The 25,106-nt window shown below is 40.5% G+C and carries 29 protein-coding genes, 1 pseudogene and 1 riboswitch; of the genes and pseudogenes, 20 read left to right on the forward strand and 10 right to left on the reverse strand.

The annotated features are described in order from the left end of the window. The 6 genes and pseudogenes from H605_RS19745 to H605_RS0112355 form a co-directional block, all read right to left on the reverse strand. A pseudogene (locus tag H605_RS19745) lies at window positions 1-142 on the reverse strand (IS3 family transposase); the annotation flags it as partial. A gap of 216 nt (window positions 143-358) precedes the next feature. Next, the gene (locus H605_RS0112335; RefSeq protein WP_029054507.1) at window positions 359-1,108 is read right to left on the reverse strand and encodes a sulfite exporter TauE/SafE family protein; all 750 of its coding nucleotides are present in this window, start codon (window positions 1,106-1,108) and stop codon (window positions 359-361) included. Between the two features lie 141 nt (window positions 1,109-1,249). Next, a complete protein-coding gene (locus H605_RS0112340) occupies window positions 1,250-1,840 on the reverse strand; it encodes a 5' nucleotidase, NT5C type (RefSeq protein ID WP_029054508.1) in 591 nt (196 codons plus the stop codon). Then, the gene (ispG, locus tag H605_RS0112345; RefSeq protein ID WP_037562033.1) at window positions 1,837-2,964 is read right to left on the reverse strand and encodes a flavodoxin-dependent (E)-4-hydroxy-3-methylbut-2-enyl-diphosphate synthase; all 1,128 of its coding nucleotides are present in this window, start codon (window positions 2,962-2,964) and stop codon (window positions 1,837-1,839) included. Before ispG ends, H605_RS0112340 begins: the two co-directional genes overlap by 4 nt. Window positions 2,965-3,019: 55 nt before the next feature. Then, window positions 3,020-3,364, reverse strand: a complete 345-nt coding sequence (locus H605_RS0112350) for a hypothetical protein (RefSeq protein WP_029054510.1) — start codon at window positions 3,362-3,364, stop codon at window positions 3,020-3,022. Between the two features lie 46 nt (window positions 3,365-3,410). After that, window positions 3,411-3,914 carry a DUF1189 family protein gene (locus H605_RS0112355; RefSeq protein ID WP_029054511.1) on the reverse strand — a complete coding sequence of 168 codons (504 nt, stop codon included), beginning with the start codon at window positions 3,912-3,914 and terminating at the stop codon, window positions 3,411-3,413. A 242-nt stretch (window positions 3,915-4,156) separates the two neighbouring features. Here H605_RS0112355 and H605_RS0112360 point away from each other — a divergent pair, with 242 nt between their 5' ends. From H605_RS0112360 to H605_RS17835, 4 genes are all read left to right on the forward strand, one after another. Then, the gene (locus H605_RS0112360) at window positions 4,157-5,788 is read left to right on the forward strand and encodes a Na/Pi cotransporter family protein (protein ID WP_029054512.1); all 1,632 of its coding nucleotides are present in this window, start codon (window positions 4,157-4,159) and stop codon (window positions 5,786-5,788) included. 20 nt (window positions 5,789-5,808) lie between these two features. Next, the gene (locus tag H605_RS0112365; protein WP_029054513.1) at window positions 5,809-6,291 is read left to right on the forward strand and encodes a DUF456 domain-containing protein; all 483 of its coding nucleotides are present in this window, start codon (window positions 5,809-5,811) and stop codon (window positions 6,289-6,291) included. Window positions 6,292-6,378: 87 nt separating this feature from the next. Continuing rightward, a complete protein-coding gene (locus tag H605_RS0112370) occupies window positions 6,379-6,987 on the forward strand; it encodes a superoxide dismutase (protein WP_029054514.1) in 609 nt (202 codons plus the stop codon). 99 nt (window positions 6,988-7,086) lie between these two features. Beyond that, entirely contained in the window at window positions 7,087-9,237 is a 2,151-nt protein-coding gene (locus H605_RS17835) for a peptidoglycan D,D-transpeptidase FtsI family protein (RefSeq protein WP_037562035.1), read from the forward strand. Between the two features lie 51 nt (window positions 9,238-9,288). On the opposite strand, the gene H605_RS0112380 is transcribed toward H605_RS17835, so the two are convergent. Both H605_RS0112380 and H605_RS0112385 read right to left on the reverse strand, forming a co-directional pair. Next, window positions 9,289-9,738 carry an endolytic transglycosylase MltG gene (locus H605_RS0112380; protein WP_029054515.1) on the reverse strand — a complete coding sequence of 150 codons (450 nt, stop codon included), beginning with the start codon at window positions 9,736-9,738 and terminating at the stop codon, window positions 9,289-9,291. Continuing rightward, window positions 9,735-10,094, reverse strand: coding sequence for a hypothetical protein (locus tag H605_RS0112385; protein WP_029054516.1), 360 nt, complete (start codon window positions 10,092-10,094; stop codon window positions 9,735-9,737). Before H605_RS0112385 ends, H605_RS0112380 begins: the two co-directional genes overlap by 4 nt. 174 nt (window positions 10,095-10,268) lie before the next feature. On the opposite strand from H605_RS0112385, the gene rpmG reads away from it, so the two are divergent. The 5 genes from rpmG (at window position 10,269) to H605_RS0112410 (ending at window position 14,341) form a co-directional block, all read left to right on the forward strand. Beyond that, complete coding sequence (gene rpmG / locus H605_RS0112390; protein WP_029054517.1) at window positions 10,269-10,418, forward strand: 50S ribosomal protein L33; 150 nt, start codon at window positions 10,269-10,271, stop codon at window positions 10,416-10,418. Window positions 10,419-10,473: 55 nt separating this feature from the next. After that, window positions 10,474-11,058 carry a 5-formyltetrahydrofolate cyclo-ligase gene (locus H605_RS0112395; protein ID WP_029054518.1) on the forward strand — a complete coding sequence of 195 codons (585 nt, stop codon included), beginning with the start codon at window positions 10,474-10,476 and terminating at the stop codon, window positions 11,056-11,058. Beyond that, the gene (locus tag H605_RS0112400; protein ID WP_029054519.1) at window positions 11,051-11,236 is read left to right on the forward strand and encodes a YqgQ family protein; all 186 of its coding nucleotides are present in this window, start codon (window positions 11,051-11,053) and stop codon (window positions 11,234-11,236) included. Before H605_RS0112395 ends, H605_RS0112400 begins: the two co-directional genes overlap by 8 nt. Before the next feature lie 124 nt (window positions 11,237-11,360). Then, window positions 11,361-13,256, forward strand: a complete 1,896-nt coding sequence (locus H605_RS0112405; protein WP_029054520.1) for an LTA synthase family protein — start codon at window positions 11,361-11,363, stop codon at window positions 13,254-13,256. Window positions 13,257-13,321: 65 nt separating this feature from the next. Then, window positions 13,322-14,341: a YqgU-like beta propeller domain-containing protein gene (locus H605_RS0112410; protein ID WP_029054521.1), complete on the forward strand. Its 1,020-nt coding sequence runs from the start codon at window positions 13,322-13,324 to the stop codon at window positions 14,339-14,341. Between the two features lie 99 nt (window positions 14,342-14,440). Here the strand turns inward: H605_RS0112410 and H605_RS0112415 are convergent, their stop codons facing one another. Further along, on the reverse strand, window positions 14,441-14,623 hold the full coding sequence (locus H605_RS0112415) for a DUF2759 family protein (protein ID WP_029054522.1): 183 nt from the start codon (window positions 14,621-14,623) through the stop codon (window positions 14,441-14,443). 158 nt (window positions 14,624-14,781) lie between these two features. Between H605_RS0112415 and H605_RS0112420 the strand changes: the two genes are divergently transcribed. Then, window positions 14,782-15,417: an MBL fold metallo-hydrolase gene (locus H605_RS0112420; protein ID WP_029054523.1), complete on the forward strand. Its 636-nt coding sequence runs from the start codon at window positions 14,782-14,784 to the stop codon at window positions 15,415-15,417. Between the two features lie 61 nt (window positions 15,418-15,478). Here H605_RS0112420 and H605_RS0112425 read toward each other — a convergent pair whose 3' ends face one another. Next, window positions 15,479-15,721 carry a DUF2626 domain-containing protein gene (locus H605_RS0112425; protein WP_029054524.1) on the reverse strand — a complete coding sequence of 81 codons (243 nt, stop codon included), beginning with the start codon at window positions 15,719-15,721 and terminating at the stop codon, window positions 15,479-15,481. Window positions 15,722-16,066: 345 nt separating this feature from the next. Here H605_RS0112425 and comGA point away from each other — a divergent pair, with 345 nt between their 5' ends. From comGA to gcvPB, 10 genes are all read left to right on the forward strand, one after another. After that, window positions 16,067-17,071 (forward strand): competence type IV pilus ATPase ComGA, encoded by a 1,005-nt coding sequence (comGA, locus tag H605_RS0112430; RefSeq protein WP_029054525.1) that lies wholly within the window; start codon window positions 16,067-16,069, stop codon window positions 17,069-17,071. After that, complete coding sequence (gene comGB, locus H605_RS0112435; RefSeq protein WP_211225433.1) at window positions 17,043-18,110, forward strand: competence type IV pilus assembly protein ComGB; 1,068 nt, start codon at window positions 17,043-17,045, stop codon at window positions 18,108-18,110. The genes comGA and comGB overlap by 29 nt, the downstream gene beginning before the upstream one ends. 14 nt (window positions 18,111-18,124) lie before the next feature. Next, window positions 18,125-18,436 (forward strand): competence type IV pilus major pilin ComGC, encoded by a 312-nt coding sequence (gene comGC, locus H605_RS0112440; protein ID WP_155979528.1) that lies wholly within the window; start codon window positions 18,125-18,127, stop codon window positions 18,434-18,436. Then, entirely contained in the window at window positions 18,429-18,881 is a 453-nt protein-coding gene (locus tag H605_RS18430) for a type II secretion system protein (RefSeq protein WP_158231838.1), read from the forward strand. Before comGC ends, H605_RS18430 begins: the two co-directional genes overlap by 8 nt. Further along, window positions 18,874-19,173 (forward strand): type II secretion system protein, encoded by a 300-nt coding sequence (locus H605_RS18990; RefSeq protein ID WP_029054528.1) that lies wholly within the window; start codon window positions 18,874-18,876, stop codon window positions 19,171-19,173. Before H605_RS18430 ends, H605_RS18990 begins: the two co-directional genes overlap by 8 nt. Further along, complete coding sequence (comGF, locus tag H605_RS0112455; RefSeq protein WP_029054529.1) at window positions 19,170-19,604, forward strand: competence type IV pilus minor pilin ComGF; 435 nt, start codon at window positions 19,170-19,172, stop codon at window positions 19,602-19,604. Before H605_RS18990 ends, comGF begins: the two co-directional genes overlap by 4 nt. 162 nt (window positions 19,605-19,766) lie before the next feature. Beyond that, window positions 19,767-20,273, forward strand: a complete 507-nt coding sequence (locus tag H605_RS0112460; protein WP_029054530.1) for a shikimate kinase — start codon at window positions 19,767-19,769, stop codon at window positions 20,271-20,273. Window positions 20,274-20,407: 134 nt separating this feature from the next. Continuing rightward, window positions 20,408-20,500: riboswitch (glycine riboswitch) on the forward strand. 163 nt (window positions 20,501-20,663) lie between these two features. Continuing rightward, window positions 20,664-21,764: a glycine cleavage system aminomethyltransferase GcvT gene (gene gcvT / locus H605_RS0112465; RefSeq protein ID WP_029054531.1), complete on the forward strand. Its 1,101-nt coding sequence runs from the start codon at window positions 20,664-20,666 to the stop codon at window positions 21,762-21,764. A gap of 21 nt (window positions 21,765-21,785) precedes the next feature. Further along, window positions 21,786-23,132, forward strand: a complete 1,347-nt coding sequence (gene gcvPA / locus H605_RS0112470) for an aminomethyl-transferring glycine dehydrogenase subunit GcvPA (RefSeq protein WP_029054532.1) — start codon at window positions 21,786-21,788, stop codon at window positions 23,130-23,132. Then, complete coding sequence (gcvPB, locus tag H605_RS0112475) at window positions 23,125-24,612, forward strand: aminomethyl-transferring glycine dehydrogenase subunit GcvPB (RefSeq protein ID WP_029054533.1); 1,488 nt, start codon at window positions 23,125-23,127, stop codon at window positions 24,610-24,612. Before gcvPA ends, gcvPB begins: the two co-directional genes overlap by 8 nt. Window positions 24,613-25,106 lie beyond the last annotated feature (494 nt).

Here is a 25,106-nt window from a genome sequence, read left to right on the forward strand (position 1 = left end):
CCGCTTCACTCGAAAGTTCTGGCCCGTGACCGAAGGTATATTGTTTACCTATAGGTTGATCAAAACGATACATTTCATTTGCACGATACCATCTCATCCAAGTTTCAACCTGGGATTTATTTTTGATTCCATGTTTCTCCATAATTTCGTTAGTTGTTAACTCACCACTTAATTTATCTTTGACAACTGCCCATTTTACTTCGCTTGAATATACGTTTTTGCCCACGCAAAAACACCTCCGTTGTAAGTACTTTTTACAAGTGTACCACTTCGAAGGTGTTTTATATTGTCTCAAAAATTTAGGTTAGCCCACATCATTTTAGTCATGATGTGCCGCCCTTTTTTTATTGAACAGAATTCAAATGGAAGTAAATAATAAGATAGCCCCTAGTAGTGTTAGAAGAAGAAATACATACCGTATAAATTTTTCATTTGGAATACAACGTTGTATAAACATCCCGAGCCATGTTGCGAGTATTACAGTCGGGAAAGAGTACCCGTATAATATAAATACATCTTTTGACCATAGCCCTCCCAAAGCTTGTCCAGCAACTATAAATATACCTGTAATAAGAAAATGGGCTTGCAAGGTTCCGCGAAAACGCTTAGGTTCCCAACGTCTTAACGTACCGTACACTACTACGGGCACACCGTGTGTATTATAAGCACTTCCTAGAACACCGGAGACAAATCCAACTGGCCATGACCAGAACTTCGCCTTCAGTCTTTCTGAAGTAGTAGTATGTTGTAATAGACTTTTGCCAAATGAATATGAACCATAAAGAATTAAAAAGACCCCGAGTGCAATGGTAATTAACGTATCAGGGAGTTTGACGACCAATACAATACCTACAGGGATTCCTGCTAAAGCACCTATGACTAAGCGAAGTAAAGCCTGGCGGTCCGCATGACGCCATTCTGAAACTACTGTAAATAACGCCACCGTGAGTCCAACCAAACCTATTAAAGCGATAGAAGTATGCAAATCTACTGATAATAATGCGAGCAATGGCATACTGACAACTGCTTCGCCGAAACCGAATGTGGCACGCGACAAAGCACCAATAAACACGGCAAGTATTACTAATACGATAAGATTAACAGACATGAACAAAAAACCTCGATATCTACTATTTTGTGTAATAATTGTCTACTACATTTTAACATACAGATCTAGTTCAAAGTAAGATGAAGATATACAAGAATACTACGAAAAAAAGAGCACCGCAATATGCGATGCTCTTCCCAATTACTTGCTCTTCATCATTTCCGTCTCATGAAACAGCTGTCTAACGTACTGATCAGCTTGTTTCCAATTCGCTACTCGTATGACGCCTTCAGGAATCGGATCCTGATTATAAGGAGTATCAAACAAGAACACCGGAATATCCAATTCTTCATGGATTCCTACCGCATTGTCATGCTTGTCCTCGAAAAATACATCTACGTTGAATTGCTTAGCTGCCTCAATTTTATGATGAGTACCAATCAACTCTACGTGGTCATAAGGTATTTGTTGCTCGTGGAACCAGTTCGTCGTAGACTCGAGTACATTCCACCCACGTGCTGAAATATAATACAGCTCGAACTGCTTCTGCCAATTAGTCAATACTTCTTTTGCGAATTCTTGAGCAGGGGAAGTCTGATAGATCAGTTCTTCTGTTTCCATGTACCATTGCCCAAATTGTTCAGGGTCCACATCAAACGCCTTCGTCAAATCATACTCCTTAATGTCGTCAAGCGTCAGGTTAGAACCGAAACGTTTATTGATATGAGGGAGAAGCGCTGTAGGACAGGTTACCGTTCCGTCAATGTCAATCCCGAAACGAATATCCCTCATTCAGAAACGCTACCTTGTGCTGCAAGAGCTTCTTCTTGTCTCTTCTTCTCGAAATACTCCTCAGCTAAAATATCGATTTCTTTTTTCAATTCTTCGACCATTGTCTCTTCAGGAACTTTTCGTACAGTTTTACCATGCATGAAGAGCAATCCTTCACCGCGAGCACCAGCGATACCGATATCCGCTTCACGTGCTTCACCTGGGCCGTTTACCGCACAACCAAGAACTGCTACTTTCAACGGTGCTTTAATGTTCGAGATATATTCTTCTACTTCATTGGCAATAGAAATTAAGTCGATTTCAATACGGCCGCATGTTGGACAAGAAATTAATGTCGCAGCGTTAGATGATAAGCCGAACACTTTCAGTAACTCTTTCGCAACTTTGATTTCCTGAATTGGATCCGCACTTAACGATACGCGCAGCGTGTTACCGATACCTGCTGATAGAAGGGAACCAAGTCCTGCTGCACTTTTAATCGATCCGGCGAACAACGTACCAGATTCTGTAATACCTAAGTGCAATGGATAATCGAATGCTGCAGCTGCAAGCTTATACGCTTCGATCGCCAAGTTAACGTCAGATGCTTTAAGTGACACGATAATATCATGGAAATCCAAATCTTCAAGGATTTTGATATGATGCAATGCACTTTCAACCATACCTTCTGCAGTAGGGTAGCCGTACTTTTCTAGAATTTTTCTCTCTAGTGAACCTGCGTTGACACCGATACGAATTGGAATGCCTTTTGCTTTTGCTGCGTTAACAACAGCTTCTACTTTTTCTTTGCGGCCGATATTACCTGGGTTAATACGGATTTTATCTGCGCCTTGTTCTATTGCAATCAATGCTAATTTATAGTCAAAATGAATATCCACTACTAACGGAATATTGATTTGCTTTTTGATTTCACCAATCGAATACGCAGCACGCTCATCGGGACATGCTACACGTACGATTTGGCAGCCTGCATCCTCCAAACGTTTAATTTCTGCAACTGTTGCTTCGACATCATGTGTTTTTGTCGTCGTCATGCTTTGCATAAACAGCTCATTGCTTCCCCCGATAGTTAAATTGCCAACTTTTACGGGACGGGTATTGGAACGATGAATCATTTCAGTCATTATGTCTCTCTCCTTCAAATGAGTAAATACCATCGTATATAGATGGAATATAAAGTTATCTTTTTTCGCCTTCTTCGCAAACAGATTCTATTTGTTCACCAATCGGCAGCTTAATTTGTTCGCCAGCTACAAATTGTTGGCGTTCGAGATGGGGGTTCATGGAATAAAATTGCTCCAACCTCTCAAGAAAGTTTTGTGTTGAATCTGGATATAATGCGAATAACGATTCTATTGTATCACCTTCAACCACTCGAATGGCAATTGAATGATTTGGCGTTTCCTCTATACAGGACGATTCATCTTCAAAAAAGGCTGCAAGAGGGATTGTCCCTTCTGTTAAATCCATTCGTACAAAATGAACTGTACAAAATACAGCAAGTGCGATCAGTAAAATTCTCATCATGCATCCCTCCTGCTCTACACTATGCAGACAAGAGGAAGTCTATTCATCGTGGTTGTTTTGGATAATAGACTGCTGCCCTCCACACGTAGAGAAGATGGACTAACGATGCGATCGACAGGCTATACGATTGGATAGATGGAACAAATTCAAATGCCATCGTCAGCAAAATGGGTAATGTTGCAGCAATCGCTGCCGTTCGCCACATAAAACGGAATTCGCCTCGGCGATGCAATAGTTTCAATAGCAATACCCCTATGATAGCAAAAATACTGATGCGAATAAATAAATACGACGTAATAATGACCAATTGCAGGACAAATGCGATTGGATAGATCAAAAAGCCGATCGTTTCGCCGATTTCCGCTAATTCAGGAGATGACTGGAACAGTGTCTGATCGCCTATGACAAATTGCAAAAACGATACACCGGTGTAAAGAAAGATAAACACGAATATGTATTGAATGACTTTACCGATCGATAACAAGCGAAATGCCGCAAGTTTTTTCGGTTCATGTAAAGAAGCTTTAAAAAGTTGATGGAATTTCACTGAGCCGGCCTCCCTTTCTACATATAGTCTACCATTTTTTTAAAACATACTGCTTTGCAGAAATTTCGACATTCTTATGACATTTTATTGCCGCATTGTTAAGGTGATGTAAAGATTGCGGTAGGACACTTTACAATTGACGTATACAACTCTCATAATAGGTTGAAACTTCACACCAATATCAAGAGGTGAAGGGCAGTTAGAAATCATACATAAAACGTTTGATGGAGGTTGACATTTAAATGGAAGTGAACTGGCAAGAAGTGGCATTCCAATTTCTCGGAGGCTTAGGAATTTTCCTATTCGCAATTAAGTACATGGGGGATGGATTGCAAAAGGCTGCAGGTGACAGACTTCGTGCGATCTTAGACCGTTTTACTACCAATCCATTTATGGGGATTCTTGTCGGTATTATCGTAACAGTGTTAATCCAGTCTAGTTCCGGAACAACTGTTATTACTGTTGGTCTGGTAAGTGCTGGTTTCATGACACTCCGTCAGGCAATCGGCGTCATTATGGGCGCCAATATCGGTACGACTGTGACTGCGTTTATTATTGGTCTAGACGTCGGTGCATATGCATTACCGATCATGGCATTCGGTGCCTTTTTAATTTTCTTCGTGCGTAAGGCCAAAGTTAAAAACCTAGGTGAAGTCATCTTCGGCTTCGGTGGATTGTTCTTAGGACTTGAATTAATGAGTGACGGAATGAAGCCATTACGATCATTAGAAGCATTTGCTGATTTCACACTAGCAATGAGTGAACATTCATTGCTAGGTGTCGTAGCGGGAACAATCTTCACACTAATCGTACAGAGCTCCAGTGCGACTGTAGGAATCTTGCAAGGACTATTCGCTGAAGACTTGGTTACAATGCAGGCTGCATTGCCGATTTTATTCGGTGATAACATCGGAACGACAATTACTGCAGTACTTGCGGCACTAGGTGCATCTGTTGCAGCAAGACGAGCGGCAGCTGTTCACGTACTATTCAATATAGTCGGTACCATTGTCTTTATGATCCTGCTCATACCATTTACAGCGTATGTAGAATGGATGGCGAGTATCTTGAATCTCGAAAGCAAGATGCAAATCGCATTTGCGCACGGTTCATTCAACATCGCCAATACCGTCCTACAATTTCCGTTCATCGGTGCTTGGGCATATCTAGTTACGAAGATGATACCGGGCGAGGATGTGACGATCGAGTATAAACCGAAACATCTCGACCGTCGCTTCATCACACAATCACCAGCTGTCGCGATAGGACAAGCCAAGGAAGAAATTGTCCGAATGGGTGATTTCAGTGTCCGAGGGCTTCAGGAATCGTTCGAGTATTTGAAGACAGGTCAGAAAAAATATGCGGAAACAGCGTATCAAATTGAAGATGCCATCAACAATCTCGACCGTAAAATTACAGATTACTTAGTAGAAGTATCTGTAGTCATCGTTTCGCCAGCTGAATCCGGACGGCACGTCTTATTAATGGATACTGTCCGGGATATCGAGCGAATTGGTGACCATTTTGAAAACATCATCGAGCTAATAGATTTACGTGAAACCAATAAATTGAAGCTGACAGATGACGCGATGGAAGATCTTTCAGAAATGTTTACATTGACAATTGAAACTGTTCAAAAAGCGATTGAATCACTAGACTCAGACGATACAGATCTAGCGCGTGTCGTTTCAGAGAAAGAAGATCTAATTGATAACATGGAACGCCGATTCCGTAAAAATCATATTGTCCGTTTGAATGAAGGACATTGTAGTGCACAAGCTGGCATGGTGTTCGTCGATATCGTTTCGAACCTTGAGCGAATTGGTGACCATGCAGTAAACATTGCGGAAGCAATTTTAGGCAAGCACGTATAATGAAATAAGGAGTGACAGCTATGTTATGGATCGGTTGGACATTGGCAATTATCATGTTCGCGATCGCGTTTGTCGGATTGATCTACCCTGTCATTCCATCTGTTGTATTTATATTGGCGGGTTTCCTTCTTTATGGAGCGTTCGTTTCATTTGAGGAGTTAACGTGGTTGTTTTGGGTGATTCAAGTATTATTCGTTTTGTTATTGTTCGGAGCGGATACACTCGCTAATCTCGTCGGTGTTAAACGCTTCGGAGGCAGCAAAGCAGGTATGTGGGGAAGTACGATTGGACTGCTCATAGGTCCATTCGTCATTCCTGTCGTGGGTATTCTAGCTGGACCTTTTCTTGGTGCCATTATTGCAGAACTGATATTTACTCGTACAAGTATCAAACAGGCTTTCCGCACAGGAATCGGCTCTGTTGTTGGTTTTCTGACATCCGTTGTTGTAAAAGGTATTATTATGGTGGTCATGATTGTCATTTTTCTATTTTTTCTCCGTTAACAGTCCATTTTCTTTGAATGCTGACTCATATTTTGATAATGTGAAGAGGTAGGGCAAAACAGAGATAAATTAGAGGAGGAATGGAAAATGGCTTATACATTACCAGAACTACCATACGCATATGATGCGTTGGAGCCACACATCGACAAAGAAACGATGAACATCCATCACACGAAACACCACAACACGTACGTAACAAACGTAAACAATGCATTAGAAGGTCACGAAGAACTTCTTAATATGCCTGTTGACGAGTTAGTTGCAAACTTGGACAAGGTTCCTGAGGACAAGCGTACAGCAGTCCGCAATAACGGTGGTGGGCACTCTAACCACTCATTGTTCTGGACGATCCTTTCACCAAACGGTGGCGGCAACCCAACTGGAGAAGTTGCAGAAGCAATCGACAAGAAGTTCGGTAGCTTTGACGCTTTCAAAGAAGAGTTCGCTAAAGCTGCAACAACTCGCTTCGGTTCAGGTTGGGCTTGGCTTGTTGTAAACAACGGTGAAATTGAAGTAACATCAACTCCTAACCAAGACTCACCTTATATGGATGGTAAAACACCATTACTAGGTTTGGACGTTTGGGAGCATGCATACTACTTAAACTATCAAAACCGTCGTCCTGACTATATTTCAGCATTCTGGAACGTAGTAAACTGGGATGAAGTAGAAAAGCGTTACCAAGACAATAAGTAATTGAAACCTGACACACATCTAGTTCGTCTAGATGTGTGTTCTTTATTATTTTCATGCTATAATTCTTATACATAAACTTCCTAAGAAAGGAGATTCCTGTTGAAGAGAAACCAGAAAAAGACGGAGCCGCTAAAAGCGGGTCAACGTCAACATATTGCATTTCGAATGAATTTTTTATTTGTAGCGATTTTCGTCCTTTTTTCCTTACTCATATTCCGTTTAGGTTATATGCAAATCGTCAAGGGGGAAGATTATGCACGCAGTCTTGAACGAACCGAAGAGATTGCGGTCAACACGAGCACGCCGCGTGGAAGAATCTTCGATCGCTCGGGAAAAGTGCTCATAGACAATGAAGCGAAAAACGCCATCACGTATACGAAAACATCCTCTACGACAACAAAAGAAATGCTTGCGCTTGCAAGAAAAATTGCCCAATTGATCGAACAAGATACACAACGTGTCACAATGGGCGACAAACGAGATTTTTGGATTTTATTGAATCCTGTTAAAGCAGCAGAGAAAGTACCTAAGAAAGAGCAAGCAGAGCTCAGTAAAGATGACAATAAATCTCAAAAAGATATCCAACGAGAGATTAACCAGCTGACGCGTGACCGAATCACAGACGAAGAACTAGCTACATTGTCAGCGGAAGATATAGAAGTACTCGCAATTTATCGAGAAATGATGGCAGGTTATGCCTACTCACCACAAATCATCAAAAGCGATGGGGTGACCGATCAAGAACTTGCTGTTGTGTCTGAAAGGTTGGATCAACTGCCAGGCGTCAATACGACTACGGACTGGGATCGGGTCAAGAAATCCGATAGTGCGATTCTAGGATCTACAACGAGTCCGGTAGAAGGAATTCCGCGTTCTCACGTAAACTATTTCCTAGCGAGAGATTATTCGCGTAATGATCGCGTCGGACGAAGTTATTTGGAATCGTATTATGAAGACTTACTAAAAGGTCAAAAAACGATAGTGAAAAATATCAAAGACCGTACCGGAAAAGTTGTTGAAACGAAAACGGTGAAAGAAGGAAAGCCTGGTAAAGATCTAGTGTTGACTACAGATACCGATTTGCAGAAGGCTCTTGAAGACGTTGTATCCAATAAATTATTGCGCTTAAAACAAGGCCCGAATACAAGTGCGTTGGAATCAGCGTTCCTTGTCATGCTAGACCCGAATAACGGAGAAATATTGTCACTTGTCGGTAAGAAAGTAGTAAAGGACGAATCGACAGGGCGATGGACGATACAAGATTACACATATGGTACGTTTACTTCAGCGTATGAAGTCGGATCCACCGTGAAATTGGCGACGATGCTTACAGGTTATAATGAAGGAGCTGCAAGAATCGGTGAGGTAAAAATTGACCAACCGATCAATATTGGTGGCAGATACAAACGGTCGTTGTTTAATCCAAATGGTCGAGTGGCATTAAACGATATTGCCGCTATTGGTCGGTCATCTAACGTATATATGTTCCGCATTGCAATGGGATTAGGAAAAGCAACATACCGACCAGGTCAAGGATTACCAATTGACAAGAAAGCCTTTGATACATTCCGCGAGAACTTTGCGGCATTTGGATTAGGTGTTAAAACAGGAATTGATTTACCTGGTGAATATACAGGGGTAACCGGTACTGAAACAGTCCCCGGAAAACTTCTTGACTTCTCGATTGGACAGTTTGATACGTATACTCCTTTGCAAATGGCACAATATGTTGCGACTATTGCAGCTGACGGTAATCGAATAGCACCGAAGATTTTAAAGGAAATCCGTGAACCTTCTCCAGATGGGGAGATACTTGGCGAACTAATTGAGGAAACACCTGTAAAAGTGTTGAATCACCTGAAAAACTCCCAAGCGGAAATTGATCAAGTAAAGAAAGGTATGCATTATGTATACTACGGCGCGAACGGTACAGCTTCTGGATTACTAGCGGGTGCGCCGTATACGGGAGCGGGAAAGACGGGTACCGCAGAATCGTTTTATTATACGGGTAATAAATCCAACCCCGTTATTCCGACAATTAACTTGTCTCATGTAGGGTACGCTCCTGCGGACAAACCCGAAGTTGCATATTCAGTAATTGTCCCCTATATTTCGACGAATACAAAACGCTATCCATCCGCAACAGCAAGTGAAATCGCCAAAGAAGCACTCGATGTATATTTTGAACAGAAAAGGCAGAGAAACGCAAAAGCAGACGGTGCATATCCGGATGTGAGAATACAGAAGTAAACAGGATCAATCAAATAAAAGACGAAAACCAATTGGTTTTCGTCTTTTATTTTATAAGTGTAAAAAGATCCTAGCAATCTCCGGAAAGCGCATATCAGAGCGTAATTCATATGTGCCGGTTTTGATTTTTCGAGTATATTCATTTTCCATTATATATAGTTCAAATGCTTCGGCATCTTGTATTAACTTTTCGTTTTCTAACTCCCGCGATAGTTCCGCGGGTGTAATGCCTGCTTTTACGGTAAAACTCTTTGTAACAATTTCATCCGCTTCATTTTCAGCTGGAATCGTTTCTTGTTCGGATTCCGGTTTACGAATAGCTTCTCTCCGCGACAATGTCTGTGAAATGGCAAGTTCCTTTTTAAGGATAGCTATTTCTTCTTTAGAATCAGCCAATTGTTTTTGCAGCGCACCTTCAGATGTTTGCTGCTGTACAAAATACAAAATACCGCCGGCTATCAAACAACCAATACCTATAGCGCGCAATACTTCCTTGATCATGACAACCGCACTCCTTTAGAATGTAGCACTTCAGTTACTTCCTTTTCACTGAGTGAAGCGCGTTTTGCAATCTCGGGGATCGTATAGCCTTGTTTGTGAAGGGAGGTAATTTGATTAACAATAATTGCGTGTATTGGTTTTTGAGGTGCTACTGCAATGGGTTCTGGAGCAGGGGATGCGACCATCAATTCTTCTTCAAGCAATCGCACTCTCTTTTTTAGATTACTCGTTTCCTGATGGAGACTGATCGAAACATTTTCCAACTCATCATCGATTGTACGAGTCTTATTTCCCACTAAAAATGAAAGAATGACAGCTAATACACCAATGCTGAGTAAGATTAAGGGGATATCCATACCGTTTCCCTCCAAAATAACTAGATTTCCCTTCATAATACCATAAGCATTTGATGAATGATAATTGAATATTTTTTACTGTACAATGAATAAAACTATGGTATAATATATTAGTCGTATAGATCATGCTCATGTTTTACTTATATCTATAGCTATTGAGTGGGAGGGACAGTAATGCGCGTAAACGTAACACTCGCTTGTACAGAATGTGCAGAGCGTAATTATATTACTAAGAAAAACAAGCGTAACAATCCAGAACGTATTGAAATGATGAAATATTGCTCACGTGAAAAAAAGCAAACTTTGCACCGTGAAACGAAATAATCATTAAAACCAAAACCTGCTTCGGTTTTGGTTTTTTCTTACGGGAGGTAATACAGTGGAAAAGCAGCTTCTTCGAAAACAGGTTATACAGCAATTACATCAATTAACTCCATCTGATCACGAACGGAAATCAGCCATTATAAGAGATAAAGTTCTTGCTTCGGATGAATTTAAGCATGCGGAGACCATCGGAATCACATTATCCAGATTTCCGGAAGTGGACACGCATCGTTTGATAGAAACCGCCTGGCAAGCTGGAAAGCGAATTGCGATTCCACGATGTATTTCTTCTACGAGAGAAATGGATTTTCGTCTGATCAATTCATTTGATCAAACAGAAGTGGTCTATATGGATTTAAAAGAACCGAAGATTGATCTGACAGAGCCTATAAAACCTGAAGACATAGACTTGCAAATTGTACCGGGTGTCGTGTATTCAGAGACTGGTTATCGAATTGGATTCGGTGGCGGTTACTATGATCGTTATTTGATAAATTTTCCATTTCAAACGATATCACTGGCATTTGACTGTCAAATCCGTCATAATATAGTTAGGGAGCCGCACGATGTTCCGGTGTCCTATATTTATACAGACGAACATATTATAGATTGTCAGAAAGCTCGTGAAGAAAATGAATGAATTTTATGACGTGATGAAATTGCTTAAACGTTTTGGTGTAATCATTTATACAGGCGATAAAAGACAGGACAGCATGGTGATGGAGTCCGAAGTCAAAGAACTGTATGACCATCAATTTATTGATCAACAAACATATATTCAAGCATTGCTTGTTTTGAGAAGAGAACATACGAGCTAACAACTAGCTAACAATATACGAACTACTCATTCCTCGTCTCATGTGAAACTTTTCACGCAGTCAAACGTCTAAATATATGATAACTATAAAACAGTATCTAAACGAAACGAAAGGAAGAGATGGAATGAGAAAATTTTCATGGCCTAAGCATTCCGTACTCATTATCGCTGTAATCGCAACTTGGTTAACTACCTACATAGGGTATTTCACCAGTTTCAATATGAAGATCGATAATGCTATGCAACAATTTATTCTACTAATTAACCCCTTGGCATTTCTATTATTTATTTACGGGGTTGCTTTATTTATTAAAAAGACGAAAACACGTAACCGATATATTTTAGCGGTTAGTTTAATTACTTCTTTTATCATGTTTGCCAATGCTGTGTTCTATCGTTTCTTTACGGACTTTATTACACTGCCTCTATTGTTCCAGACAAGTAACTTTGCAGATTTAAGTTCTTCTATTACTGAGAATTTGCGACTTCTGGATCTATTCTTTTTCTCTGACGCCTTGATTATTTTTATAGCCATTCGCTTCTTTAAGCAAGGGCCAATTCAAGAGTCAAGCCGTAAAATGGGACGCAAAGTGTATTTCGCAGCAGCTGCTACGTTGATGATGTTCAACTTGGCTCTTGCTGAAGCGCAGCGCCCACAGCTATTGACAAGAAGTTTTGACCGCGAATTACTCGTTAAAAACATTGGTACGTATAATTACCATTTATATGATTTATTCGTTCAATCCAAATCCCATGCACAACGTACATTTGCTGATGGGACGGAATTGACGGAAATAGAGAACTATGTCAAAGCCAACCACGCACAACCGGATCCGAAAATGTTCGGTACAGCAAAAGGCAAAAACGTCATTATCGTTTCACTTGAGTCATTACAAAACTTTGTTATTAACAATAATATGGATGGACATGAAATTACTCCGTTCTTGAATGAATTAACAAACGATAAAGATACATTCTACTTTGACAACTTTTATCAGCAAACTGGATTAGGGAAAACGTCTGACTCCGAGTTTATCGTAGAGAACTCATTATATGGACGTAATGGTAGTGCAGTATTCTTTACGCACAGCGGTAACACATATAACTCGCTTTCTGAACGACTAGGCGAGAATGGGTATGCTACAAGTGTCATGCACGCCAACAGCAAGAGTTTCTGGAACCGCGATATTATGTACAAAGCGCTTAATGTCCAGAAGTTCTATGATGTAGATAGCTACACAATCGGTGAAGACGAAGCAGTCAACTGGGGAATGAAAGATATTCCGTTTTTCCATCAATCCGTTGATTTAATGAAAGATATTAAGCAACCATTTGCTACACGAATGATTACACTAACAAACCATCATCCATTTGATTTGGATGAACAGGATAAATTAATTCCTGAATACACATCAAATTCCAACACGTTGAATAAGTATTTCCAGACGGTTCGATATATGGACGAAGCGGTTAAGGAGTTCTTTGAAGACTTGAAAGAAAGTGGTTTGTATGAAGACTCGATCATCGTCATGTACGGAGACCATTATGGTATTTCCGAAAACCACAATAAAGCAATGGGTATGTACATGGATAAAGAAATTACACCATTCGATAATGCAGAACTTCAAAAAGTTCCATTGTTCATTCATATGCCAGGGTCTGGTGAAGGAAAGCAAATGCATGAGCTTGGTGGACAGGTAGATATTCGTCCTACCATTCTTCACCTACTTGGAATTGATACAAAAGCAGATATGCAATTCGGTTCTGATTTATTCTCACCAGATCGTGAACCATTCGTCATTTTCCGTGATGGCCGTCTTGTCACGGACAAAAATATTTACGCGCAGGAAATTTGCTATGATATCGAAACAGGAGAACCAGCATCAGATGCAGCGCCATGTAAGCCGTATATTGAGCGTGCCAATACTGAATTAAATTATTCAGATACCATCATCAATGGTGACTTGCTTCGATTTAAAGAAAGGCCAGATGGCAGTCCTGAACTGAATGAAAGTAAATAACTTGATGAGCTGCGCGGCTGCCTATGCCGTGCAGCTTTTTTAATTAAAGTAGAGGAAGTGAAAAAGTGAAGAGAATACTCGTCCCATTAGTATGTTCAGTTTTTTTAATAGCATGTACGCAATCTGAAGATATTGAAACCGAAGAACAATCAGTAGAAAATGAAGTCGAACCAGTAAAAACCCTTACGGCTTCGCAAGATGATATTCGTTTTGTTGTAGGCTGGTTGAATGAAACGGCGATTTTATTCGTCGCTCACAAAGATACCGAAGACCATCTGCTGTCGTATGATTTGCAAACCGGAGATATACATACGATATTTACCACTTCTTCAACGATTTCTGAAGTACAAGCTCATCCTACTGCTGAACAACTACTAGTCAAAACAGCGGACGACCCAACGGAAGCCATCCTACATATACTTGATCATGCAGGTACTCCACTAAACGAAGTTTCGGTAGCATCCTCAGAGCTTGAAATACAATGGAACGGTATCGACGCTTCACAAATACTTATAACTGCTTTCTCTGATGATTGGAGTTACGAAATTATGCGCTATGACGCAAATAACGATACATTGGTAGCGGTGGAACTCCCTGATCCATTCCCCCATTGGTTAGGTACTGAAGAGTTGGTGTACATAGAAGACGCTAATGTATGGAAACAATCACTGTCTACAGGAGAGAAGACTACACTTGCGAATAATACCAACCAATTTCATTCAGCTACAGATCGGGTATTGATTGAATCATTTGAAGGTGAGCAAGTACGGTATGCAGTACTAAATTCTACTGGAGAAGAGAAAAACTCTTGGCTTGCTGAAGATGATGCATTTGTGATGGATCGAGCTGTTCTTTTACATGAGAATACATGGATGATGACTGTTACTAATCAAACCGAGATGATGCCAACTAGTTTTCTAGTGAAGATAGAAGATGGTGAGGAAGTGAAGCGCCAAGAGCTACCAGAAGGCGGCACTCTAGATTGCGAAGGTAACAAGTGTCTGACGGGGTATAGTTTGGATACTTGGATTGATATTGAGACCGGTGAGACGGTAAAGTGGTTGGAGATTGGGCGAGTGGAGTAAGCTTTACTATAAAAGGGATACATCATGACTAATCGCTCTACGAATCTTAACATAAAAATAAGGACATCCCAATGAAGGGGTGTCCTTATTTTTTGGAACTTATTTGTGTAGTTGTGGCGGGTATCCAGAATATATGACAGTAGCGATCGTAAATCCTCCGATAACTACAACCGTTACCACATTGAAAACTATACTTAACAGATTCCGCTCTTTAAAAGCTTGGACCGTTCCAAAGACTGCTAAAATTGCAATCAATCCAAAAATGATGACTAATAAATTCATTGAGTAGACACTCCTTTCAACATTGAAAAAATGAATGCCATAAAGCGATATTCCTCCTCTATTGTACTGTTAATGAATCGTTTTGTCGAGATTAAATAATGACGATTATTTGAAGTTTGTGTCCACATTCATTAATATTAGACAAAGAGGTGAATTAAATGAGAGTACATATACATCCATTAGGTCCAATTCAGACGAATTGCTACATAGTGGAAGATGAAAAGAAAAATTGTTTACTATTTGATCCAGGTGAAGATGGTGAGGCATTATTATCGGAATTACGAAAGTTGTCGCTAAAACCGGTTGCCATTTTGCTGACGCATGCACACTTTGATCATATCGGGGCGTTGGAGAAGATTCGAACTGCTTATGATATTCCTGTGTACTTGCATGTGGCGGAAAAGAAATGGCTTGCGAATCCTGAGTTAAACGGTTCCGCTAAATATCCGGTATTACCTGACGTCATTTGTAATCCTGCTGACGTACTACTACGTGATGAAAAGCAATTGGAAGTAGGTCCATTTAAGATGGAGACGCGTCATGTGCCAGGACACTCCCCAGGAAGCGTTTGCTATATCTTTGAAGATGAAGGATTTGCAATCGTAGGGGATACGTTGTTCCAAGGTAGCGTCGGTCGTACTGACTTGCCTGGAGGTGATACGGAAACGTTGCTTAATGCGATTCACGAACAGTTATTGACACTAGACGACGAAATGTTGATCTACCCAGGACACGGACCGGCGACAACACCTGGAATTGAAAAAGACCAAAACCCGTACTTGCACGGATTTTGATCAAAATAAAGCAAACAAAAAACAGCTTGCCTTTGTGGAAGCTGTTTTTTGTATGTACGGATTAGTGTCCTCCGCCAGGTACGTGAATGAAAATTGAATAGTAACTGAAACCAACCATGAAGATCATCAGGTATGCTCCGAATAGGTAAATATACATACGCTCTGAAAGCTTCAAGTATCCAAGTAGAACAAAGAAGATTGTACCTGCTACCATAAGTAAAGCAGCTGGAACCATATTTCCTACATAGAACATTACCGCAAAAATACCTGACCAGAATCCTAAAAGTTTAAACATATTATCCATCTAAGAATCCCTCCTTCACAAACATTACAATAAGCTCTTATCCATTATAATAGAACGTCAGCCCAAAAGTAAACTCCAATCGATTTTACATTGTGTCAAAAGAGTGTACTTGTACGAACGGATTAAGATAGTAGCTGATAACAGTATAACAGAACCTGTGATGAAAATAATATGAAAATTGAATTTTGCTATCGAATTGCCGTAAAGAAATGAATTATGACTCCATAATGACTATGAAAAATGAATTCACACAAATGTAGTGCATTTTCAAACAATTTAATTCCCATATATACTTCTTTCCAAGATAAAAAGTGGTCTTTTGTCGAATAGAGAAAGGGGAGAACTATGGAAACTGAAAAGAACCCTATAGAAAAAACTTGTGTACACCTGCTTGAAAAAGCTATTAAATCTGGAGCGACAGATATTCATTTTGTGCCTACGACAGAAGGATATGACGTGACGATTCGCAAGCACTCGTATTTTTCGAAAATCGGTCAATATCCTCATACATTAGGTGGTCGTTTAATTTCATTCTATAAGTTTTTATCTTCTTTAGATATCAGTGAACAACGACGTCCACAAAGTGGTTCCTTTCATCAGTCCTTTTTCGACTGCAGCTTCTCTTTTCGCGTCTCGACGATTCCGTCTATTCAATTGAGGGAAAGTGTCGCGATTCGTATTCAGAAGCATGATAAAATCGTGCCGCTCAACCAGCTATGTCTCGATCCCGAATGGACACAGCAATTGGCTGAAGCCGCTGCTTGCAAACAAGGACTATTCCTCGTCACTGGACCTACTGGCTCTGGTAAAACGACTACATTATATTCATTGACATCCCATTGTGTATCCGAACTCAAACGTCATGTCATTTCACTCGAAGATCCGGTAGAAAATAATCATAGTCATTTACTACAAATTCAAGTGAATGAACGTTCTGGTATTACGTATTCTGCTGGATTGAAAGCGATTTTGCGCCATTCTCCGGATGTCATTATGATTGGAGAAATACGTGATGCAGAAACAGCTAAAATCGCAGTAGAAGCAGCGTTGACAGGACACTTGGTTCTTAGCACAATCCATGCAAAAGATCCTGTAGGTTGCTTGTATCGTTTACTGGACCTCGGTATTCATGTAGAAGAGCTTAGACAGACCATTATCGCGATATCCGCTCAGCGATTGATTACACAACAGTCTGGAGAGACGGCAGCGGTTTTTGAAATATTGCAGGAATCAGATCTACAAGTAGCTACGGAATCCATGTTGAATGGTCTACGGTTTTCGCCTCCTATTCATAAGAAAATCGAAGTACAGCAAGCTTTGTATGAAAAGGTGCTATATGGCACGGATTAAATTATACAGACCTGCTTCCAATAAGAAATTAACAAAGCCAGCGGAGTTTTTAGTGCGACTTTCGGTATTACTTCAAGAAGGATATACCTTTCATGAAGGACTCATTCTGATCTTGCCCTATCATACGAAAGAATACGATGAGAAACTTCGGCAAGTAGAAGAGGAATTAAAGATGGGGTATGGCGTTTCGCATATTTTGAAGAGTTTAGGCTTCGGTAAAAGTATGATGTTGCCTATTGTCATTGCAGAAGTGGACGGCAACTTGATGCGCGCGTTGAAAGAAGTAGCAGACCGCGTCAATCGAAAGGCGGAGAAGCAGAAACAAATACGAAAACTATTGGCGTATCCAATTGTTCTATTCTCTTTCTTACTCATTTTATTAGTGGCATTTCGACAATTTTTCTTGCCGAATTTCGAAGCGTTAACTGTAATGCGGGCAAATAACGAGGGCGGGATTGTTCAATTGCTACCAAAACTCGTCTCTTCTATACCGGATCTTTTGTTAACTGCGTCCATTATACTAGCTGTTGGTTTTCTTTTAGTCCGAATGTGGTTAAAAAAGTTGTCCCCTTTTGAAGTTTTACACTATGTATTAAAAGTCCCTGGGATCAATACGTTCTATAGTGAAATGAAAACTAGGGATTTTGCCAGTGAGCTCGGAAGTTTGTTACAATCTGGACTTTCTATGCAAAGCGCATTAGCTGTCCTGAAGGAGCAAACAGAAGATCCTATATTATCGGTGATTACTAACGAACTAAGTGAACATGTCATTTATGGTGAATCTTTACATGAGGCAATCCGTTTAACAGATGGTTTATCACCGCGCCTCGCAGATTTTGCGAAACACGGGGCAGATACCGGTTACTTACCAAAAGAACTCATACTGTATAGCGAACACACAAATGAACAGCTGGAGGAAAAGGTCAATCAATGGATAACGATCTTACAGCCTGCCTTATTTGGTGTCCTTGCAGTCTGTATTTTATTGTCCTATTTATCTATTTTATTGCCAGTCTATAAAATGATCGACAGTATCTAAAAGGAGGAAAAGAATTGCTGAAGAATGAAAAAGGCTTTACATTAATCGAAATGATGATTGTGTTGTTGATTATTACCGTATTGATTTTAATCGCAATCCCGAACGTTACAAAGCATTCTAAATCGATAGATGAAAAGGGCTGTGAAGCATATGTCAAAATGGTAGAGGGCCAGGTGCAGGCATATAAGATGGATAAAAAAACGATCCCCACGATGTCATCTCTAACAACAGATGGATATTTACCAGAAAATCCAGCATGTCCGAATGGTAACACAATTTCAATTGCGGGAGACGGTAAAGTGACGGCGTCAAATGGCGGTGGCTAAGAAAGCTAGTAAAGGTCAGCAAGGGTTTACCTTCTTGGAACTTTTGCTTGTTCTATCTATCATGATGGTTTTAACAGCCGTTATTCTTCCGTTTAGTGAAAAGCACTTGCAAAGAAGAAGTGAAGAAGATGCACTGAAGCAATTCATTACTACTGTTCATCAGGCGCAATTGTATGCCATGACACATAAGGAAAATATCGCTTTGATATTTAGCGACAGTGGAACAACGTACAAGGTGGTAAAAAATAACATGGCGGAAACTGTGATTCATGGATCATTTCCTGAAGGCATGGGCAGGACTAAACAATCTTCACTTAACAGATTGGATTTTGCTGAAACGGGATACATGGTCAAAACAGGGAAGATGATCTTTTTCACACAAAGCAAGGGTGAAATATTCATCTCATTTCAGTTTGAAAGAGGAAGGATGATCGTCAATGAATGAAAAAGGGCAATCGTGGCCAGAAGCTATGTTGTCGTTACTCGTTGTCATGGTGATTTTCGGATCTCTTTTACCGTTGGCCGACATATTAACGTCATCTGCTACCGAAAAAAAGCAAGCAATGATTGCAGCCCAAACCACCTATCAAGCGGCTATTTTATATAAATCGTCCGGACAAACAACAGGACACAAAACACATGAAGATCTGCACTATAATTGGATGGTTAGTGATAGACAGATTTGCGTTGAATATGAAATACAACAAATTGAAAATCGTAAATGTGTGAGTTTATGAAGCAATTGAATGAAAAAGGATATTCATTAGTTGAGAGTATCGTACATTTACTTATATTCACGATGTTGATTCAATTTGCAATTCTATTTTTTTACTGGCAAGCACCCATAGAGAAAGTTTATCAAGGAGATTTACTAGGGGAGTGGGAGTTATTTTCTTTGGAATTACAGGAATTGTTGGAAGAAGTAACTGGAGTGGAGGAAGTAAAACCTACGCTCTTCACGTTCCAAACTAAAAGAGGAAGGATCACTATACAGCAATACGATAAAATGCTTCGTAAAGTTGTGAATGGAACAGGTCATGTCCCTTTATTAATGAATGTGAAATCCAGTAAATTTACTGTGAAAGATAGCGAATTAAAGCTTGCTGTCGAAATGAAGGATGGTATGCGTAAAGAAAGGACGTTTGCTATTGGTTTATATCAAAAATGAGAAGGGAGGATCATTTATTTTCGCGATTGTTTTATTATTTTGCGTAAGTCTCTTTCTTTTCTCCCTCGTTTCATGGCATGATAGTATCTACAGAATATACGACTGGCTCGAAACCTATTATGAGCATAAAGCAGTTGAATTAATGAAACGGGATGGATGAAAATGAAAAGGATTTATTTAGTCGGATTCATGGGATGTGGAAAAAGCGCAATCGGTAAACGGCTGCATACGCTAACAGGTATTCCGTTTTTTGATATGGACCATGAAATTTCAGAACAAATGCAAATGACGATTCCTGAGATATTCGATCAGTACGGGGAACTGTATTTTAGGCAGCTGGAGACAGAATTCCTTGAAAAATTCCCTGAAGAATATTGTATTGTAGCGACTGGCGGAGGCGTTGCGGTAAAAGAAGAAAATATTCAACTGATGCGCGAATCAGGCATCGTATTTTTCCTCAATGCATCATTTCGCGATATTTGGCGCAGAATCTCGACAGATGTCAATCGTCCGATTGTACAACAATCATCGCGGCAAGAATTAGAAGCACTTTATAAAAAACGCAAGCCGAAGTATTTACACTCTGCTCATTTCACAGTGGAGACAACAGGCAAATCTTTAACGGATATTGCAGAATATATTATCTTTCAAATCGAAAGATATCAATAACTCATTGTAAAAGCGAATGATTTAGTTTGTGCTTAAGCTATCATTCGCTTTTATGCACTTTTAATAAATAGATTGCGCTTACTTATATGAAATGTTAAGATATCAGTGAAGAAAAAATTAATTGAATCATGCGAATGATTGTATGGGGAGAGCGCGCATTAGGCGCCGCCGAAGGAGCAAGTAACGAATGTTATGAATCTCTCAGGTAACAAAACGCATACATGACGCATCTCTGGAGAGTGCTGAGTAATCAGCGGCCGAAGAAAGTATGGAAACTGTAAAGCTTTCAGGCAAAAGGACAGGGGTTCTCTTTTATAGGAGACCCCTGTCCTTTTTTTGATGAATTACATACTGATCGTTCCTTGATCAGAACACAAAGGAGGAAACAGTTTGACGAATCAATTATTACGTACGCCGTTATTTGAAAGTTATAAAGAGTATGGAGGCAAGACGATCGACTTTGGCGGCTGGGAGTTGCCTGTACAGTTCTCGAGTATTAAAGCAGAACACGAAGCCGTTCGTACAAAAGCGGGTTTGTTTGATGTCTCGCATATGGGAGAAGTGTTTGTCAGTGGTAGCGGAGCACTCGACTATTTGCAGAAACTCGTAACGAATGACGTTTCCAAACTGAAGATCGGCCAAGCGCAATATACTGTGATGTGTAATGAGCAAGGTGGAACGATCGATGACTTCTTAATTTATAAATTAGAGGAAGAGCGCTATTTACTAGTAGTCAATGCGTCGAATATCGAAAAAGATGTAGCTTGGATGGAAAAACAACAAACCGACAATGTCGTTATCGATAACCAATCTTCAAATTACGCGTTACTTGCACTGCAAGGTCCGGTGGCGGAGTCCGTATTACAGAAACTGACGAAAGAGTCGCTGGAAGAAATTAAATTTTTCCGTTTCAAAGAACATGTGCAAGTGGGCGGTGAAGATGTACTCGTTTCACGTACTGGTTATACAGGAGAAAATGGATTTGAAATCTACGGTACACCTGAAGCGATCCAGAATTTGTGGTCAAAGGTTTTGCAAGAAGGCAAAGAAGAGGGTGTCGTACCTGCAGGACTTGGTGCACGTGACACATTGCGCTTTGAAGCGGGACTACCACTTTACGGTCAAGAACTAAGAGAGGATATTTCTCCGCTAGAAGCAGGACTTGGTTTCGTCGTAAAAGTGAATAAAGAAGAAGACTTTATTGGTAAAGATATTCTTGTGAAGCAAAAAGCACAAGGTGTGGAACGTAAGCTTGTCGGACTTGAAATGATCGATAAAGGGATTCCTCGTACAGGTTATAAAGTATTTGATGGTGACAAAGAGATTGGCGAAGTTACAACTGGCACTCAGTCTCCTACATTAAAGAAGAATATTGGTTTTGCGCTTCTGTCTACAGAGTTCACGGAGCTCGGCACAGAAGTCGAAGTGGAGATCCGTACGAAACGTCTGAAGGCAAGAGTCATTGCAACACCTTTCTATAAAAGATCATAAGTGAAAAGGGGTAAAATTATTATGAAGCATCGTTATCTACCTATGACGGAGCAAGACCAGAAAGACATGCTTGAAACAATCGGAATTTCTTCCATCGATGAACTATTTTCGGATATTCCGGAAAAAGTGCGATTCAAAGGTGAGTACAAGATCAAACCTGCGAAATCTGAAACATCTCTATTAAAAGAACTTGGACGTTTGGCAGCGAAAAATATTAACGCTCAAGATTATGCTTCGTTCCTAGGAGCGGGAGTCTATGATCATTATCGTCCGATTATCGTAGATCATGTCATCTCACGTTCTGAGTTCTATACGGCGTATACGCCATACCAACCCGAAATTTCACAAGGTGAGTTACAGGCGATTTTCGAATTCCAGACAATGATCTGTGAATTGACTGGCATGGAGCTAGCGAACTCTTCGATGTATGACGGAGGCACGGCACTTGCTGAAGCAGGAACACTTGCTGCAGGTCATACACGTCGTAAGAAATTACTTGTGTCCTCTACTGTTCACAACGAATCACATGCAGTAGTGAAATCATACGCTGACGGGCAATACATTGAAGTAGTAACGATTCCACATACAAATGGTGTAACGGATCTCGATAAGCTGAAAGAAATGATTGATGGTGAGACTGCAGCAGTACTCGTACAATATCCGAACTTCTACGGACAAGTAGAAGATCTTCAGGCGATCAGTGATATTGCACATGAAAATGGTGCATTATCGATCGTCTCAGCGAATCCACTTGCACTTGGACTATTGACACCACCTGGAGCGCTTGGAGCGGATATTACGGTTGGAGATGCACAACCATTCGGAATCGCGGAATCATTCGGCGGACCACACTGTGGATATTTTGCCGTATCGAAAAAGTTGATGCGTAAAGTTCCTGGCCGCCTAGTTGGTGAGACGAATGACGATCAAGGACGTAGAGGATACGTACTCACATTGCAGGCGCGTGAACAACATATCCGTCGCGACAAAGCAACGTCCAATATTTGTTCGAACCAAGCATTGAACGCCCTTGCAGCATCCGTTGCGATGACAGCTCTTGGTAAAGAAGGAATTAAAGAAATCGCCTATCAGAATATCGCGAAAACAGCTTATGCGAAACAAGCATTTGAAAAAGCTGGCTTCGAAGTGAAATTCGGTCCTGCGCATTTCAATGAACTCGTAGTGGATTGTAAATCACCTATTAAAGATGTTAATAAACGCCTGCTTGAACAAGGAATCATTGGTGGATATGATCTTAGTCTTGTTGATGAAAATCTGGCGAATAACGCACTGATCGCTGTAACGGAACAACGTACGAAAGAAGAAATCGATGCATACGTGCAAGAACTGGAGGCTATCCATGCATAAGGACAATCAATCACTCATTTTTGAACTATCCAAACCAGGTCGAATCGGTTATAGCTTACCTGAATTAGATGTACCTGAAGTAGATGTTACATCCATTTTATCTGAAGGTCTCATTCGTACGGAAGACGCAGAATTGCCCGAAGTATCCGAGTTGGATATCATGCGTCACTATACTGCATTGTCCAATCGGAATCACGGAGTCGATACAGGATTCTATCCATTAGGTTCTTGTACGATGAAATACAATCCGAAAATCAACGAAGCGGTTGCCCGTTTCCCAGGATTTTCACGCGTTCACCCGCTACAAGACGAATCTACTGTACAAGGTGCACTTGAAGTAGTGTACGATCTGCAAGAACACTTGGCTGAAATTACAGGTATGCCACAAGTTACATTACAACCAGCAGCGGGTGCACACGGTGAGTGGACAGCATTGATGATGATCCGTGCTTTCCATGAAGCGAACGGTGATACCCAACGTACGAAAGTACTTGTTCCCGATTCCGCACACGGTACAAATCCAGCTTCTGCGACGGTTGCTGGTTTTGATACAATAACAGTCAAGTCGAATGAAAAAGGCTTAGTAGATCTTGAAGATTTGAAGTCGAAAGTAGGTCCTGATACAGCAGCATTGATGTTGACGAATCCAAATACGCTCGGTCTTTTCGAAGAAGACATTCTAGAAATGGCGGCAGTGGTTCACGGAGTCGGCGGAAAGTTGTATTATGATGGAGCGAACTTGAACGCAGTTATGTCTAAAGCACGCCCTGGCGACATGGGCTTTGATGCGGTTCATTTGAACTTGCATAAGACGTTCACAGGTCCTCACGGTGGCGGTGGGCCAGGTTCAGGTCCGGTAGGTGTAACGGATGAACTGGCTGCATTCATGCCGAAACCAGTTGTTGAAAAAGTAGATGATCGCTTTATATTGAACTATGACGTGCCACAATCCATTGGTCGGGTGAAGCCCTACTATGGTAACTTCGGTATTTACCTACGTGCGTATACGTATATTCGTTCAATGGGTCCAGACGGCTTAAAAGCTGTAACGGAATACGCAGTACTCAATGCGAACTATATGATGCGTCGTCTAGAGCCATACTTCGACCTGCCATATACACAGCACTGTAAACACGAATTTGTTTTGTCCGGTCGTCGTCAGAAGAAGCTTGGTGCACGTACACTTGATATGGCGAAGCGTTTGCTAGACTTTGGCTACCATCCGCCTACGATTTATTTCCCGTTGAACGTGGAAGAGGCAATGATGATCGAACCGACAGAAACAGAATCAAAAGAAACATTGGATAACTTCATCGAAGCGATGATTCAAATCGCCAAAGAAGTAGAAGAGAATCCTGAAATCGTTCAAGAAGCACCGCACACAACAGTCATCGGTCGTCTAGATGAAACAAAGGCAGCACGTAAGCCTGTATTGCGTTATGTTAAAGAACAATTACCAGTTGAAGAAACCGTACAATAATAAAATAGATTGATAAGAGCACCGCTGAAAGCTAGCGGTGCTTTTTGATTTGTAGAAAATTTGAGCAATCTAGTAACCCTTCCGTTATACATGGCATGTGTGAAGAATAATATAGTAGGAATGGATGAATAGTTGAAAAGAAATAACTATTTGTTTCATAATTTACGCAGTTTAGGTGCATGTAATTAAGAAACTAAACGTGAGTATTTTCTGGGGAATAAACTATAAGGGGAGTACTTTGAATACTATTGAGAAGCTTTCCATTTCGCATCAAATAGACATGAAAGAGAGTTTCGCAAGGGGACGGACAGTACATATAAAGCCCCATTCAGCTGCTGTTTCCATGATAGTAAAACACCATGATCATGCAGCAAGTAAGAGTTACATATTGAAACTATGAAGAATAAAACTAGTTCCATACACAGTCTTGTAAAATCAGAATCGTATATTATACGATAAACAAATGTTCAATGTCAACCATGAATTTGAGAAAT

This window comes from Sporosarcina ureae DSM 2281, assembly GCF_000425545.1.
Taxonomy (GTDB): domain Bacteria; phylum Bacillota; class Bacilli; order Bacillales_A; family Planococcaceae; genus Sporosarcina; species Sporosarcina ureae.

What these genes read in the sequence shown, in the direction of transcription:
- H605_RS0112335 (WP_029054507.1), bottom strand. Translation starts at nt 1,108, where the DNA reads ATGTCTGTTAATCTTATCGTATTAGTAATACTTGCCGTGTTTATTGGT.
- H605_RS0112340 (WP_029054508.1), bottom strand. Translation starts at nt 1,840, where the DNA reads ATGAGGGATATTCGTTTCGGGATTGACATTGACGGAACGGTAACCTGT.
- ispG (WP_037562033.1), bottom strand. Translation starts at nt 2,964, where the DNA reads ATGACTGAAATGATTCATCGTTCCAATACCCGTCCCGTAAAAGTTGGC.
- H605_RS0112350 (WP_029054510.1), bottom strand. Translation starts at nt 3,364, where the DNA reads ATGAGAATTTTACTGATCGCACTTGCTGTATTTTGTACAGTTCATTTT.
- H605_RS0112360 (WP_029054512.1), top strand. Translation starts at nt 4,157, where the DNA reads ATGGAAGTGAACTGGCAAGAAGTGGCATTCCAATTTCTCGGAGGCTTA.
- H605_RS0112365 (WP_029054513.1), top strand. Translation starts at nt 5,809, where the DNA reads ATGTTATGGATCGGTTGGACATTGGCAATTATCATGTTCGCGATCGCG.
- H605_RS0112370 (WP_029054514.1), top strand. Translation starts at nt 6,379, where the DNA reads ATGGCTTATACATTACCAGAACTACCATACGCATATGATGCGTTGGAG.
- H605_RS0112380 (WP_029054515.1), bottom strand. Translation starts at nt 9,738, where the DNA reads ATGATCAAGGAAGTATTGCGCGCTATAGGTATTGGTTGTTTGATAGCC.
- H605_RS0112385 (WP_029054516.1), bottom strand. Translation starts at nt 10,094, where the DNA reads ATGGATATCCCCTTAATCTTACTCAGCATTGGTGTATTAGCTGTCATT.
- rpmG (WP_029054517.1), top strand. Translation starts at nt 10,269, where the DNA reads ATGCGCGTAAACGTAACACTCGCTTGTACAGAATGTGCAGAGCGTAAT.
- H605_RS0112400 (WP_029054519.1), top strand. Translation starts at nt 11,051, where the DNA reads ATGAATGAATTTTATGACGTGATGAAATTGCTTAAACGTTTTGGTGTA.
- H605_RS0112405 (WP_029054520.1), top strand. Translation starts at nt 11,361, where the DNA reads ATGAGAAAATTTTCATGGCCTAAGCATTCCGTACTCATTATCGCTGTA.
- H605_RS0112415 (WP_029054522.1), bottom strand. Translation starts at nt 14,623, where the DNA reads ATGAATTTATTAGTCATCATTTTTGGATTGATTGCAATTTTAGCAGTC.
- H605_RS0112420 (WP_029054523.1), top strand. Translation starts at nt 14,782, where the DNA reads ATGAGAGTACATATACATCCATTAGGTCCAATTCAGACGAATTGCTAC.
- H605_RS0112425 (WP_029054524.1), bottom strand. Translation starts at nt 15,721, where the DNA reads ATGGATAATATGTTTAAACTTTTAGGATTCTGGTCAGGTATTTTTGCG.
- comGA (WP_029054525.1), top strand. Translation starts at nt 16,067, where the DNA reads ATGGAAACTGAAAAGAACCCTATAGAAAAAACTTGTGTACACCTGCTT.
- comGB (WP_211225433.1), top strand. Translation starts at nt 17,043, where the DNA reads ATGAAAAGGTGCTATATGGCACGGATTAAATTATACAGACCTGCTTCC.
- H605_RS18990 (WP_029054528.1), top strand. Translation starts at nt 18,874, where the DNA reads ATGAATGAAAAAGGGCAATCGTGGCCAGAAGCTATGTTGTCGTTACTC.
- comGF (WP_029054529.1), top strand. Translation starts at nt 19,170, where the DNA reads ATGAAGCAATTGAATGAAAAAGGATATTCATTAGTTGAGAGTATCGTA.
- H605_RS0112460 (WP_029054530.1), top strand. Translation starts at nt 19,767, where the DNA reads ATGAAAAGGATTTATTTAGTCGGATTCATGGGATGTGGAAAAAGCGCA.
- gcvPA (WP_029054532.1), top strand. Translation starts at nt 21,786, where the DNA reads ATGAAGCATCGTTATCTACCTATGACGGAGCAAGACCAGAAAGACATG.
- gcvPB (WP_029054533.1), top strand. Translation starts at nt 23,125, where the DNA reads ATGCATAAGGACAATCAATCACTCATTTTTGAACTATCCAAACCAGGT.